Genomic DNA, 13,918 nt, shown 5'->3' on the forward strand with positions numbered 1-13,918 from the left:
GGTGGACGGCCCGCACGAGCAGTCCGATCCAGCACCCGCGTTCGACAGGGCCTCAGAACCGACGGCCCGACCCGATACGACTTTTCCCGGCCTCCGAGCGCCCCGCCCGGACTCCCCATAGGCTCGACCACCAGTGATCTTCCGGCTCCCGGGGCGCCCCGAGGGGCCCCCGACAGCGAGGAGCCGGCCGATGACCGCGGACAGCGCACCTGCCGAGGGCCCTCACCCGGGGTCGGGCCCGACGGCCAACCCGCTCGGGCACGGGCCGGTCCTCCTGCTCACCGGCGCCAAGCTGGCGGACGGGCGAGTGGTCGACGTGAGGGTCAGCGGCGACCGCATCCAGGCCGTCGGCACGGTCGGCAGCCTCGGCCCCCTCCCCGCCCTCCCCGGCGCCCCGACCATCACCACCGGCGCCCGGATCGACCTCAGCGGTTACCTGCTCCTCCCCGCCCCCGCCGAGCCGCACGCCCACTACGACGTCGCCTTCTCCGCCGCGTTCGCCACCCCGCCCCCGGAGACCCAGGACGACCTGGTCCGCCGGGTCACCGAGGCCGCGCTCACCTCACTCGGGTACGGGGCCACGGCCCAGCGCACCCACGTACGGATCGGGGACGTGCACGGGCTGCACCGCCTGGAGGCCGTCCTCACCGCCCGGCAGGCCCTGCGGGGGCTGGCCGAGCTGCAGGCGGTCGCGATGCCCCGGCTGCTCACCGGACTGGCCGGGGCGGAGGGCCGGGCGCAGCTTCGCGACGCCCTCAAGCTGGGCGCCACCGCCGCCGGCGGCTGCCCCGACCTCGACCCCGACCCGGTCGGGTACGTCCAGGTGCTGCTGGAGGCCGCGCGCGAGGCGGACTGCCCCGTCGACCTGCACACGGCCGCCGCGGACCCGGCCCAGCTGGCCCGGCTGGCGGGCGCGCTCGCCCCGCTGCGCCCCCGGGTCACCCTCGGCCCGTGCAGCGCGCTGACACCCGGTGGCTCCACCGTGCTGGCCACCGCGGGCATCCGGGTGGTCTGCCTGCCGCAGAACGGCTGGTGCACCGGCCTGGAGGGCCCGGCCATCGGTCTGCGGCAGTCCCTGGTGAGCGAGTTGCACGAAGCCCGGGTCCCCTTCACGGCCGGCAGCGGGGCGCTGCGCGACCTCAGCAACACGGCGGGCCGGGCCGACCCGCTGGAGGCGGCGTACCTCCTGGCGGCGGCCGGCACGCTGAGCCCCGAGGCGGCGTACGAGGCGGTCGGCAACCAGGCCAGGATCGCGCTCGGGCTGCCGCCGGTACGGGTGGACGCCGGCTTCCCCGCCGAGCTGCTCGCGGTGCGCGGCGACAGCCTCGCCGGGGCGCTGGCCGGGGGTCACAGCAGGCTGGTGGTGCACAGCGGACGGGTGGTCAGCCGGACCAGCGCGGTGCGCGAGTTCGCCGACAAGGTGGCGCTGGCCCTTCCCCGGCAGGGCGGGCCGGGCTGAGCCGGTGGCCTGCCCGTTGGTCCGCCCGTTGGTCCGCCCGGTGGCCTGCCGTGGGGGCCCTCAGCGGTACTCGCGCAGGCGGGGGCGGACGCCGAGGACGGTGAGGGCCAGGGCGGTCGCGAGCGCGAGGCCGCCGGTGACCGCGGCGCCCGTGCCCAGGTCCTCGTCGACGGCCGCGATCGCCCGGTCCAGGGCCTGCTGGTTGATGGCCAGCACGTCGCCGAGGGCGGTGCTGAGCAGTTCGAAGTCGGCGTTGGACTGGCCGGGCACGGTGCCCGTGTTGAGGGTGACGGCCTCCTTGAGCCGGCCCTGGGCGTTCAGCTCGCGGATCCTCCGGTCGTCCTGCTGGTAGGCCCGGAAGGTCCTGAGCACCCGTTCGGCGGCATCCTGCTCACCGGGGAAGGTGATGTTGCGCAGCTCGGTGCCCAGGAAGCCGTCGAAGCGCCCGGCGCCCCGGCCGGCCAGCTCGGAGTTGTAGGTGGCGAGGGTGGCGCCTTCGACCCCGGCGATGGACTGGGTCTTGGCGAAGAAGCTCTGCTCGTACGCGGCGGCCCGCGCCGGGTCGGTCAGGTAGCGGCTCTCGTCGGCGTTCATGTCGTACGCGACGGCGCGGGCGCGGCTCATCGCGATCACCGAGTCGTACGCGTTGCTCTTGGCGACGGCCAGGTGGTGCTCGGCGGCGGAGACGAGACCGAGACCTGCGGCCGACGCGACGGCGGCGAGCAGCGCGGTGGCGGCCAGGGCCGGGTTGACCCGGCGCCGGAAGCGGCGTGTCAGGGTGCGCTGCAGTGCGCCGAGCGCGGCCAGGGCGAGGAGGCCGGTGACCAGCAGCCACGACCACCCGGCGGCGAGGTCGTCGCGCTGGGTCGCGTAACTCCGGTCGACGGTGACGGCGTTGGCCGCGGTCACCTCGTCGGTGGCGGGCAGCAGCTTCGCCCTGAGCAGGTCGGTGGCCTGACGGTAGGCGTCCAGGGCCTGGAGGGAGGGCTTGCCGGCCGGGGCGTGCGCCTGGTCCTCCAGCAGCTGGGCGCGGGCCACCAGGGCTTCGTAGCGGCCGAGTTCGCCGATCACGGTCTGCACGGCGCGCTGACCGGCGGGGTCGTCCACGGCGGCCTCGGCGGCGCGCTGGAGGTCGAGGTCGGCCTGGCCGCGGCGCTGCTCGTAGGTGTCCTGGGTCTGCCGGCGCAGGGCGGTGTAGTCCGGATCGGCTCCGATCAGCAACAGGTTGGCGGCCTGGGCGTCCATGTCGCTGAGGGCGAAATAGAGATCGGCGGCGCGGACGGCCTGCGGGGCGGCCCGGTGGCCGATGGAGTCGATGCCCTCGCGGGCACCGCCGAGCACCGTGGCAGCGAGGGCGGCGGTGGCCAGCAGGGCGGCGAGGCAGAGCGCGGTGAGTCCCCGGACCAGGCGGGGGGTGTGCCACCAGGCGCGGGAGAGCGGGGTCGGCCGGTCCCCGCCGGCCAGGTGCGGGGCCGCGCGGCGCGGGTCGATGGCGGTGCGTACCGGGGTCCGTTCCTTGGTACCTCTGCCTGATTCGCCCGCTGTCATGGCCGCGCGTCCCCTCCCCATCACCTGGCCGCCGACGGTCCACGTCGGCGGGGTGCTGCCGGCCTGCCTCCCCCACGGAGCGAGTCCGGCCCTCGGGAAGGACGCTAGGCGCGCCGGGACCGTCCGGCCGTTCCCCTGACGCGCTCTTGGCGTGCGAGGCAGCGGTCTTGACGCTTTGTTAGCGCGGACGGAGAACGGCGACGCCCCGGACGGTCATGCCGTCCGGGGCGTCGTCCACCACGTGTCAGACGTGCTCGGGCGCCGGGAGCTTCTCGTGCTCGGACCTCACGCTCGGCTCGCCGCGGCGGACGGCACCTGGCGCCCGGCGGGACGGGTGGTACGCGCGGTTGGAGGAGGAGAGCTGCCAGGGCACGCTGATCACCATCACGCCGGTCGTGAAGAGCAGGCGGCTCTTCAGCCACAGCGCGGACTGGTTGTGCAGCAGGTGCTCCCACCAGTGCCCGACCACGTACTCCGGGATGAAGACCGCGACGGCGTCCCGCGGGCTGGTCCGGCGGATCGAACGGACGTAGCCGACGACCGGCTTGGTGATCTCACGGTACGGGGAGTCCAGCACCTTGAGCGGGACCTGGACGTCGAACTCGTCCCACTTGGCCTCAAGTTCCTGCACCGCGTCCTTCTCGACCGCGACGCTGACGGCCTCCAGCGAGTCGGGCTTGAAGGCCTGGGCGTAGCCGAGGGCGCGCAGGGTGGGCTTGTGAAGCTTGGAGACCAGCACGATGCCGTGCACCTTGGAGGGCCGGACCGACTCGGCGTGCGGGTCGTCGACGGCCAGTTCCGCGGCGACCGCGTCGTAGTGCCGGCGGATGCCGCGCATCATGACCCAGAGGACGATCGCGGCGACGACGGCCAGCCAGGCGCCCTGGGTGAACTTGGTCAGCAGGACGATGACCAGCACCAGCGCGGTGACGCAGGCACCGAAGCCGTTGATCACCCGGGACCGCTGGGCGGCGTTGCGCACCGACGGGTCGGTCTCCGTCTCCAGCGTCTGGTTCCAGTGCTTGACCATGCCGATCTGCGACAGGGTGAAGGAGGTGAAGACGCCCAGGATGTAGAGGTGGATCAGGCTGGTGACGTCCGCGTTGTACAGCCACAGCAGGGCACCGGCCACCACCGCCAGGGCGATGATCCCGTTGGAGAACGCGAGCCGGTCGCCGCGGGTGTGCATCTGCCGGGGCAGGTAGCGGTGCTCGGCGAGGATCGAGGCCAGCAGCGGGAAGCCGTTGAAAGCGGTGTTGGCGGCCAGGATCAGGACCAGCGCGGTGACGGCCTGGATGAAGTAGAAGAGGACGCTGTGGTCCCCGCCGAAGACGGCGGCGGCCAGCTGGGCGATGACGGTCGGCTGGGCGAAGGTCGAGCAGTCGCCGCCGAGGCCGGTGAGCTGGCAGGCGTTGTCGACGTAGTGGACCTTGGAGATCAGCGACAGCGCGGTGATGCCGACGAACATCACCACGGCGGTGATGCCCATGACGGCCATCGTGGTCGCGGCGTTCCTCGACTTCGGCGTACGGAACGCCGGGACACCGTTGGAGATCGCCTCGACGCCCGTCAGCGCCGTACAACCGGAGGCGAAGGCCCTCAACCCCAGCATCAGCAGGCCGAGGCCGGCCAGCGTGTCCTTGTGGTCCTCCGGGGTGATCCCGTACGCGGCACTGGACGCCACCGGGGCGTCGCCCAGGATCACCCGGACCAGACCGGTGCCGACCATCAGCAGGATGCCGCCGATGAAGAGGTAGGTCGGCGCGGCGAAGGCCTTGCCGGACTCCCGTACGCCGCGCAGGTTCATCGCGGCGAGCAGGACGACGAAGCCGACCGCCAGCCCGACCCGGTGCGGGGCGAGGTCGGGCAGCGCCGAGATGATGTTGTCCACCCCGGACGCGACCGACACCGCGACCGTCATCACGTAGTCCACCAGCAGCGAGGCGGCGACCACCAGGCCGGAGTTGGCCCCGAGGTTCTTGGACACCACCTCGTACGACCCGCCGCCACTCGGGTAGGCGTGGACGACCTGGCGGTACGACATCACCACGACCGCCATCAGGGCGACGACGCCGGCCGCGACCCAGGGGGTCAGGTAGAGGAAGGCGGTGCCACCGACGGTGAGCACCAGCAGGATCTCCTGGGTGGCGTAGGCCACCGAGGAGAGCGGGTCGGAAGCGAAGATCGGCAGGGCCAGCCGCTTGGGCAGCAGGGTCTCGCCCAGCTCCTCGCTGCGCATGGCCTTACCGATCACGAGGCGCTTGAGCGCCTGGGGCACGTTGAACACACGGGCGAGCGTATGCGGCCGCAGCACACGTGAAATGGGCCGCCGCGGCGCGTGGCGCGCCTCGAACACGCCCGTTGGGAGCAGTATTCGCGCAGGTTGGGGCCCCGCTAGGACGGTTCCGCCACCGGCCCGTCCGACGGCGCGCCGGGCTCCCCGTTAAGAGATCGTCAAGATGTCGAGCCGTTATCGGACATCTGGCCGAATGGTGACATTTCGCGCCGGGCGAGATGGGACCGGGGGTCCTGGCGGGGGCGGGTCGGCCGAGTGTCCCGGCGGGCGCCGGCTGGGAAGACGATCAGCACATGCGAAGGACTCCCGACGGTGCGCCGGGGCTGTCTTCAGCGGGGAGGCCGACCGGCCGCCCCGCCCCGCGAGACACTCTCCTGCTATATCGATGCAATTGCAAGCTATACGCAATAGTGTGAGCCGAGCACCACAAGCATCCTCCGACGCAACGCGACTAGGAGCCCTACCTCCATGGGTCAGTACACGCTCCCCGACCTCCCGTACGACTACTCCGCGCTCGCCCCCGCGATCACCGGCGAGATCCTCGAACTGCACCACGCCAAGCACCACGCGGCGTACGTCAAGGGAGCGAACGACACCCTTGAACAGCTGGCCGAGGCCCGCGACAAGGAGCAGTACGGCAACCTGGTCGGCCTGGAGAAGACCTACGCCTTCCATCTGTCCGGCCACGTCCTGCACTCGATCTTCTGGGAGAACCTCTCCCCCGACGGCGGCGACCGCCCCGACGGCGCCCTCGCCGACGCCATCGAGGAGCACCTGGGCGGCTTCGAGGCGTTCAAGAAGCAGCTCACCGCCGCCACCGCCGGCGTCCAGGGCTCCGGCTGGGGCGTCCTCGCCTGGGAGCCGCTCGGGCAGCGCCTGATCGTCGAACAGGTCTACGACCACCACGGCAACGTCGGTATGGGCACCACCCCGCTGCTCGTCTTCGACGCCTGGGAGCACGCCTACTACCTGCAGTACCGCAACGTCCGGCCCGACTACGTCAACAAGCTCTGGGACCTGGTCAACTGGACGGACGTCAGCAACCGCCTGGCCGCCGCAAAGGGCTGACCGGCGCGCGACCGCTGGGCGGGGCTCCGGCTGCGGGGCCCCGCCCGAAGCTACGCTCGCGGCATGCAGCGGCTCGTCCTGATCGACCTGGACCACACCCTCATCGAGCGGCACGGCACCTCGGCCGACTGGGCCGCGGAGTTCTGCGCGACGTACGGCCTGCACCCGGACACCGCGCAGAGTGTGTACGACACCGTCCACGCGCGGCCGCACCCGGAGACCTTCGCCCGGCTCAGCGCGGAGTACGGGCTGCCGCTGTCCGGCGAGGCCCTGTGGGAGAGGCACGTCGACGGGCAGGCGTCCCGCGTCCGGCGCATCCCCGGCGTCACGGACGGGCTCCGCCGACTGCGCGCGGGCGGCTGGACCGTCGTCGTGGTCACCAACGGGTCCACCCCGATCCAGAGCGCCAAGCTCGCCAGAGCCGGCCTGCGCGACGCCGTCGACGCCGTCTGCATTTCGGAGGAGGCCGGCTCCCGTAAGCCCGACCCGGCGATCTTCCACCTCGCCGCCACCCGATCGGGCCACGACCCCTCGGCCGGCGGCTGGATGGTCGGCAACAACCCGGCGACGGACATCCTCGGCGCCCAGGCGGCCGGCCTCCGCTCGGTCTGGATCTCCGCCGGCCACCCCTGGCAGGAACCCCACCCCGCCCCCGACCACGCCGTACGGGACGTGGCGGAAGCGGCAGACCTGCTGCTGAGCCTCTGACTCTGCACCTCGAAGCCGCCACCGGCCTCGAAGACGGCTCGGTGCGCCTCGTTCGGGCATGCGACAACGAGATCTGACGCACCGCCCGCCCGCAGGATGCCCGACGAGGCCGGCCGGAGCCACCCAGCACACCCATCCCGCTCGATGCGATCAGCGCTCGCAGGCGGTTCCGTCGCCGTCGCGGTCGAGACCCTTGCGGTAGCCCGGCTCGCCGATGTGGATGGGGGCGGCCCCGGCGGCCTTCGCCTCGTCACAGTTCTTGTAGTAGACGGAGGCGGGCGCGCTGGAGCGCTCGGGCTCCGGGGTGGCCGCCTCGGTGGTCGGAACCACGACGGGTGGCTGGGTCTCGTACACGGGCGGTGCGGTCGGGGTGGGAGTGAGCGACGGAGTCGGCGTCTGCGTCGGGCTTGCGGTGGGCGTCGGGCTTGCGGTGGGGGTCGGGCTTGCGGTGGGGGTCGGGCTCAGTGTCGGTGTGGGGCTGATCGGCGCGATCGTGGTGGCAGCCGGCTTCTCGACATCCTCCTTCGGCGCGGGGCCGATGATCGCTCCCAGCCAGATGAAGGACATGAACACGCACCACACCGTCAGCGCCACCTTGGCCGCCACGTGGATACGGCGCGAGCGCCAGGCCATCACCGCAGCGGCGGGCGGCACAAAGATGAGCAGCGCGACGCGGACGAGCCGGTTCGATCCACTTCGGGGAGCCGCCTGGGGAGCGGGTGCGCCGTACGGATTCACGTTGTTGGTCCTCACGTCGGTGACGGATCGCGCGCCGCCTTCACCGCGCTGTGGGACCGGCTACGTTCGCAGGTGTCGCGCACCCTCCGTGAGCAACCAGCGACGTTGTGATGGGACTGTGATGGGCTGCTCGCCAGCAGCACTCGGCATCCCTTTTCACCCACTGCCTCAGGGTGCGCTCAGGGCAGCAAAAAGGACCGGCTCTGAGCCGCGTTTCCGCAGTTCAGAGCCGGTCCATCTATCCTGTGGCTGGTGCAGGGTTCGAACCTGCGTAGCTTGCGCGACAGATTTACAGTCTGCTCCCTTTGGCCGCTCGGGCAACCAGCCAGGATGGTGTCTCCCGGGGCGCTGCCCCGTTCGACCTCGTAAACGATACCTGATGACGGGGGGTGGTTCGCCACTCGGTTGGTCACGTGATGATCAAGGAAGGGGCGTGGCTGTCGGGGGCGGGCGGGGGCGCTGCTGGATAGGCTGGGGCGGCACCTGTCCCGTGCGGGCGGGCGCTGACAGTGAAGCCAGATCATCAAGGAGACCAACACACCATGGCCGACTCCAGTTTCGACATCGTCTCGAAGGTCGAGTGGCAGGAGGTCGACAACGCGATCAACCAGACCTCCCGCGAGATCGCCACGCGCTTCGACTTCAAGAACGTCGGCGCCGAGATCAAGCGGTCGGGCGAGAAGATCGAGATGAAGGCCAACGGCGAGGAGCGGGTCAAGGCGATCCTGGACGTGCTGAAGGACAAGTTCATCAAGCGCGGCCTGTCGCTGAAGGCGATGGACGCGGGCGACCCGCAGCTGTCCGGCAAGGAGTACAAGATCTTCGCGGACATCAAGGAGGGCATCACCCAGGATGATGCCAAGAAGGTCGCGAAGATCATCCGCGATGAGGGCCCGAAGGGCGTCAAGGCGCAGGTCCAGGGCGACGAGCTGCGCGTCAGCTCGAAGAGCCGGGACGACCTGCAGCAGGTCCAGGCGCTGCTCAAGGGCAAGGACCTGGAGTTCGCGATCCAGTTCGTCAACTACCGCTGACCAGCGGTAGCCGTCGCAGCAGTCGCAGTACCCCGTCGAACCGTCGGGCCCGGACCGCGTACGGTCCGGGCCCGACGGCGGTCACGGCCCGACGGCGGTTACGGCCGCGGGCCGACCGCGGTCCCGACCGGCGGAACGTCGGTGAGGCTGGTGGTGGTTGCGACCGTTGCCGCCACGGAGTCGACCGAGAGCGGCGGGACCACCTTCTGCACGGCCGACGGATCGGGCTTGGCCGCCGTCGCGGCGGCGACCAGGTCGGTGGCGTCCTTCTGGACCTTGGCCAGCGCATCCGACGGGTTCACCGGCACGGGGAGCGTGCTGGGAGCGGTACGCGGCGTGTCGCTCACCGGGAGAGGCGGCAACGGCGGCAACGGCAGCTTGCCCACCAGGTCCTTCACGGCGGCCGTCAGGTCGTCCAGCAGCTTCTGGAGCGCCGCCGGATCGGGTGTGCCCGAGGGGGGAGTCGCCGAGGCGACCAGGCTGTTGACGAGTTTGAGAACCCCACCCAGTGCTCCGAGCACGTCGAGGGTCTTGGTGGGATCGGGGACGGAGGGGAGTCCGGCCGTCGGCTGGGCGACGGCTGCGGGACGGGGAGCGGTCGCGGCTGCGGTATCGGCCGCTCCGGCGACGTTGGCGGACACTGCGGTGACTGTGGTCAGGCCCAGAGCTGCAGTCAGCACGGCGGCCGTCCAGGTGGCACGCATGAGATGCGTTTCCTTTCAGTGAAGTTGAGGCTTTGCGCCTTCACCACACGTTGAGCCACCCCACGCAGCCCGGCCACCGTTCGTACGCCGAATGGTGGCCGCCGCCGAGCGCGCCTACCGGACCGCCCAGCCCTCCGAGCTCCGTTGACGCCCCAGCCCGACCGCCTCGAACTCGTCGTGACCGTAGGGGCGTTGTGCGCCGAGTCTGCGAAGTGCCTGGGAGATCGGACTGCCCTCGTCCGGGCGCGGGTCGTCCTCGTCGGTCCGCAGCGGACCGAGGTCGATCTTCCCGTCCACCCAGACCGCCGCCTGCTGGACGCCTCGGCCCCCGAAGTAGTCGGCCTCGACATATGCGATGGGGCCGGCCTGCGACCAGGCGCCGAGACGACGGCCGAAGCCACCGGGGAAGGACTCGAAGCCCGCCTCGACGAGGCCCTCGGACTCGTGGAGGGCGTCGAAGAGCCGGTTCGTCATCGGGATCAGCGCCAGCCCCTGCTCCAGCCGCGCGACCCGCGCAACCGGAACCTCCGCCGCCACCACGTTGAGCAGGTCGGTGGCGGCGATCAGCGCCTTCAGTTCATATGACATTCAGTCATTCTGCCCCTCTTGCGGCAATCCGGTCATGGGAATAATCGAACTGACTATCCATTACCACGGTGATCAGCGACACATACGGCGAGGTCAGGCCCCCGCGGGAAGGCAGCCCTCACGGGGTACCAGCCGCGCACCGGAGGATCCTGGTGATCCATCAACAGCACGACGATGCACGGAAGTTCCGGCAACCGCGAGTGAAGGAGGGCCGCCCCAGTGTCCGTGGCGGGCAGTGCCGAGCGCAGTGCCCGCAGCCGCTCCGCGGCATCCGTCCGGCGATGCAGTCCGTCGCGGGTGTCGATGGCATCCATGCCGTCGATCCTGACAGGCTCTGCCGACGAGCGGAGGGACCCCGGGGCGCTGTTGCAGACTTGGGCGGTGACTACTCCGTTCCGGCCCAACGCCGAGCAGTTGGCGGCCGCCTCCGATACGACGATTCCGGACGTGGTGGCGCCCGGGCTGCGGGTGCTGTTCTGCGGGATCAATCCCGGGCTCTGGTCGGGGGCGACCGGCCATCACTTCGCCCGGCCGGGCAACCGGTTCTGGCCCGCACTGCACCGCTCCGGGTTCACGCCCACCCTGCTCCGGCCCGACCGGCAGGAGGAGTTGCTCGGTCTGGGTCTCGGCATCACCAACGTGGTCGCGCGCACCACCGCCAAGGCGGACGAGCTGACCGCCGAGGAGTACCGACAGGGCGGTGAGGCGTTGGTCGAACGCGTCGGCCTGCTGCAGCCCCACACCCTGGCCGTGCTCGGGATCGGCGCGTACCGGACGGCCTTCCGGAGGCCGCGCGCGGTGATCGGGCCGCAGCCGGAGGGCATCGGAGAGACGGCGGTGTGGGTGCTCCCCAACCCCAGCGGCCTGAACGCGCACTACACGCTGGACGGCATCGCCGAGGAGTTCCGCCGGCTGCGCGAGGCCGTGCCCCCGGCCGAGTCATAAGGCAAGCACTACACCGGAGCGAGCGCCAGCCCCGGCGGCAGCGGAGCCGACCGCAGCTCGCGGATGAGGGCCCGGACGGCCACCGTACGGGCGAGTTCGGGCGTGGTGACGTATCCGACCTGCCGGGTGGGCGGCTGCGGGCCGAGCTCGGTGACGGCGAGTCCGGACGGAGCGTCGATCAGCGTCAGCTTGGGCACGATCGACATGCCGAGGCCCTGCGCCACCATCGACATGGTCACGACGTCGTCCTCGACGTTGAGCCTGGCGGCCGGGATCCAGTCCTGTCGGGCCCACCAATCCCTGGTGTACGAGCCGCAGTTCTCGTCCCAGTCGACCAGCGGCAGGGTGCGCGGGCGGGCGTGACCGGCCGGGTGCACCAGCGCGTACGCCTCCTCGAAGAGCCGGCCGGTCAGCAGGCCGGGTACGGCGGGTGACGAGGCGTCGAGGGTCGCGATGCCGAGGTCGGCCCGCCCGTCCGCGACCTCGCCGGCCGTGCCGCGGCCCACCTCGCGGACGATCCGCACCCTCGGGACGACCCCCGGGTGGCGGTCGGTGAGCCGGGCCAGCGCGGTGGGCAGCAGATGGGCGGCGGCGCTACGGAAAGCCGCGATCCGCAGCGGACCGCTGACCGTGCCGGACTCGGCGCCGCGCGCCTCGGCGACCAGGGTCTCCAGCAGGTTCAGGATGTGCCGGGCGTGCACCACCGCGCGCGCCCCGGCCGGGGTGGCGCGAGCCCCGTGGCGTCCCCGCTCGAAGAGCACGGCGCCGATCTTGCGCTCACAGGTCCGTACCGAGTGCGAGACCGCGGACTGGGACATGCCGAGGGCCGCGGCAGCGGCGGTGAAGCTCTGCTCGCGGTCGATGGCGACAAGGATCCGCAGCTCGTGCGGGGCTAGGTCGGTCACCCGGAGAACCTATCCCGTGCCATGAGCAGCGTGCATGGAAGGCCCCTTTCCATGCACGGACGCCTCTGCCGGGGGCGGTGCTTCGCTTCCTACGGTGATCACGTCGGCCCCCGGAGAGCAGGAGCTCGTGATGACCCGTACCGCCAAGTTCGTCCACCAGGTGTCCCGGCCGCAGGGCGTGCCCACGGCCGGGAACTTCGCCTTCGTCGAGGCTCCCGTCCCCGCCCCCGGGCCGGGCACCGCGCTGGTGGAGAACATCTACCTCTCGGTCGATCCGTACATGCGCGAGGCGATGGACGAGGGCCACTGGGAGCTGAACGCGCCGCTGGAGGGCCGCTCCATCGGGCGCGTCGTCGAGTCCCGGACGCCCGGGCTGGCCGTCGGTGACCTGGTCTTCCACCGGTACGCGTGGCGGACCCACGCGGTGGTGGAGCCGGCGGATGTCCGGCTGCTGCGCCCGCCGGCCGGGGTCCCGCTCAGCACCTACCTGAGCGTGCTCGGCGGCACCGGGCTCACCGCGTACGTCGGCCTGACGAAGGTCGCCCGGGTACGGCCCGGCGAGACGGTGTTCATCTCCGCGGCCGCAGGCGGGGTGGGCAGCGCGGCCGGGCAGATAGCCCGGCTGCTCGGTGCCGGCCGGGTGATCGGCAGTACGGGCTCTGCGGCCAAGGCCAAGCACCTGACGGAACGGCTGGGCTTCGACGCCGCCTTCGACTACCACGACGGCCCGGTCGGCGAACTCCTGCGCCTGGCAGCCCCCGAGGGGATCGACGTGTACTTCGACAATGTCGGCGGCGAGCACCTGGAGGGTGCCATCGACGTGCTGCGCGACAGCGGCCGGATCGCCTGGTGCGGCGCGGTCTCGCAGTACAACAGCACCGAGCCGCCCGTCGCGCCGCGCAACCTGTACGACGTGGTCCACAAGAGTCTGCGGCTGGAGGGCTTCCTGGTGCGCAACCACCGGGATGCCCAGGGCGAGTTGGAGGAGTTCCTGGCTCCTCACCTGCGCTCGGGGCGGGTGCGGGCGGAGGAGACGGTGGTCGAGGGCTTCGACCACGTGGTCGAGGCCTTCCTCGGCATGCTGCGCGGCGAGAACCTCGGCAAGATGATCGTCCAGGTGTCCGCGGAAGCACCCGAGGAAGCGCCCGGGACAGCCAAGGACACCGTCAGCCGGTGATCCGGTAGTGCGTCGTCAACCGCCGGTCGTCGTCCAGGACATGGAAGGCGAGGGCCGGCGGCAGAGTGTGGTCCAGGATCTCGCCGGGCTCCCACGGCAGCTTCACCGTGGAGACGACGCCGGGCGCCACCACCAGCGGCCGTCCCGCGAAGGTGGTCGCGGCGGGGGTGTGGGCGTGTCCGCACAGCAGTGCCGCGATGTTCGGGTGACGGGTGACCAGCGCGGCGAGCCGCTCCTCGTCGAACTGGCGGATCGCGTCTACGAGCGGGACGTGCAGCACGGCGGGCGGGTGGTGGAAGGCGACCAGCACGGGTACGTCCTCCGGTGTCCCGGCGAGCACCGACTCCAGCCAGGCGAGGGTCTCGTCGTCCAGCCGGCCCTCGTCCTTCCCGGGCACCGAGGAGTCGCAGAGCGCGACGACCGCGCCCTCCGTACGCAGGACCTGGTTGACCGGGCCGTCGGCTGCGGGCTCGCCCAGCAGGACCTCGCGGAACGCGCCGCGGACGTCGTGGTTGCCGGGGCAGATCAGCACCGGGTGCCGTGAGGCGAGGATCTCGCGGGCCTCCTCGTACTCGGCGGGCAGGCCGTGGTCGGCGATGTCCCCGGTGACCAGCACCGCCGCGAGGTCGTACGGCAGTGCGTCGAGGTGGTCCATCACCGCCCTGGCACGGTCGGCGCTGCGTGGCGAGCCGTCGAGGTGGATGTCGCTGAGGTGGGCGAACACGAGCACGGCGGTGGGTCCTTCCGTCGA

General features: G+C 71.6%; 13 protein-coding genes and 1 tRNA gene. 6 read left to right on the top strand and 8 right to left on the bottom strand.

What is annotated here, in order from left to right:
* The first annotated feature begins 190 nt into the window (after positions 1–190).
* Entirely contained in the window at positions 191–1,459 is a 1,269-nt protein-coding gene (locus tag FB465_RS14385) for an amidohydrolase family protein (protein ID WP_145790864.1), read from the top strand.
* Between the two features lie 60 nt (positions 1,460–1,519).
* Here FB465_RS14385 and FB465_RS14390 read toward each other — a convergent pair whose 3' ends face one another.
* Positions 1,520–3,007, bottom strand: coding sequence for a hypothetical protein (locus FB465_RS14390; RefSeq protein ID WP_145790866.1), 1,488 nt, complete (start codon positions 3,005–3,007; stop codon positions 1,520–1,522).
* A gap of 244 nt (positions 3,008–3,251) precedes the next feature.
* Positions 3,252–5,246: an APC family permease gene (locus FB465_RS14395; protein ID WP_145797348.1), complete on the bottom strand. Its 1,995-nt coding sequence runs from the start codon at positions 5,244–5,246 to the stop codon at positions 3,252–3,254.
* 525 nt (positions 5,247–5,771) lie between these two features.
* Here FB465_RS14395 and FB465_RS14400 point away from each other — a divergent pair.
* Complete coding sequence (locus FB465_RS14400; RefSeq protein WP_145790868.1) at positions 5,772–6,371, top strand: superoxide dismutase; 600 nt, start codon at positions 5,772–5,774, stop codon at positions 6,369–6,371.
* Between the two features lie 63 nt (positions 6,372–6,434).
* Complete coding sequence (locus FB465_RS14405) at positions 6,435–7,079, top strand: HAD family hydrolase (RefSeq protein ID WP_145790870.1); 645 nt, start codon at positions 6,435–6,437, stop codon at positions 7,077–7,079.
* 150 nt (positions 7,080–7,229) lie between these two features.
* Here FB465_RS14405 and FB465_RS14410 read toward each other — a convergent pair whose 3' ends face one another.
* Together FB465_RS14410 and FB465_RS14415 are read right to left on the bottom strand one after the other, a co-directional pair.
* Positions 7,230–7,832 (bottom strand): excalibur calcium-binding domain-containing protein, encoded by a 603-nt coding sequence (locus FB465_RS14410; protein WP_246192663.1) that lies wholly within the window; start codon positions 7,830–7,832, stop codon positions 7,230–7,232.
* Positions 7,833–8,063: 231 nt separating this feature from the next.
* Positions 8,064–8,144, bottom strand: a tRNA-Tyr gene (locus FB465_RS14415).
* A gap of 215 nt (positions 8,145–8,359) precedes the next feature.
* Here FB465_RS14415 and FB465_RS14420 point away from each other — a divergent pair.
* Positions 8,360–8,848, top strand: coding sequence for a YajQ family cyclic di-GMP-binding protein (locus FB465_RS14420; RefSeq protein ID WP_145790872.1), 489 nt, complete (start codon positions 8,360–8,362; stop codon positions 8,846–8,848).
* Between the two features lie 98 nt (positions 8,849–8,946).
* Here FB465_RS14420 and FB465_RS14425 read toward each other — a convergent pair whose 3' ends face one another.
* Both FB465_RS14425 and FB465_RS14430 read right to left on the bottom strand, forming a co-directional pair.
* Positions 8,947–9,552 carry a hypothetical protein gene (locus FB465_RS14425; RefSeq protein WP_145790874.1) on the bottom strand — a complete coding sequence of 202 codons (606 nt, stop codon included), beginning with the start codon at positions 9,550–9,552 and terminating at the stop codon, positions 8,947–8,949.
* A 114-nt stretch (positions 9,553–9,666) separates the two neighbouring features.
* Entirely contained in the window at positions 9,667–10,140 is a 474-nt protein-coding gene (locus FB465_RS14430) for a hypothetical protein (RefSeq protein ID WP_145790876.1), read from the bottom strand.
* 381 nt (positions 10,141–10,521) lie between these two features.
* Between FB465_RS14430 and mug the strand changes: the two genes are divergently transcribed.
* A complete protein-coding gene (mug, locus tag FB465_RS14435) occupies positions 10,522–11,085 on the top strand; it encodes a G/U mismatch-specific DNA glycosylase (RefSeq protein ID WP_246192664.1) in 564 nt (187 codons plus the stop codon).
* Between the two features lie 8 nt (positions 11,086–11,093).
* On the opposite strand, the gene FB465_RS14440 is transcribed toward mug, so the two are convergent.
* Positions 11,094–11,990, bottom strand: coding sequence for a LysR family transcriptional regulator (locus tag FB465_RS14440; protein ID WP_145790880.1), 897 nt, complete (start codon positions 11,988–11,990; stop codon positions 11,094–11,096).
* Between the two features lie 130 nt (positions 11,991–12,120).
* On the opposite strand from FB465_RS14440, the gene FB465_RS14445 reads away from it, so the two are divergent.
* Complete coding sequence (locus FB465_RS14445; RefSeq protein WP_145790882.1) at positions 12,121–13,167, top strand: NADP-dependent oxidoreductase; 1,047 nt, start codon at positions 12,121–12,123, stop codon at positions 13,165–13,167.
* Here the strand turns inward: FB465_RS14445 and FB465_RS14450 are convergent.
* Positions 13,157–13,897 (bottom strand): phosphodiesterase, encoded by a 741-nt coding sequence (locus tag FB465_RS14450; protein WP_145790884.1) that lies wholly within the window; start codon positions 13,895–13,897, stop codon positions 13,157–13,159. The two genes, FB465_RS14445 and FB465_RS14450, sit on opposite strands and share 11 nt — an antisense overlap.
* Between the last annotated feature and the right edge of the window lie 21 nt (positions 13,898–13,918).

The organism is Kitasatospora atroaurantiaca (genome assembly GCF_007828955.1).
GTDB lineage: Bacteria > Actinomycetota > Actinomycetes > Streptomycetales > Streptomycetaceae > Kitasatospora > Kitasatospora atroaurantiaca.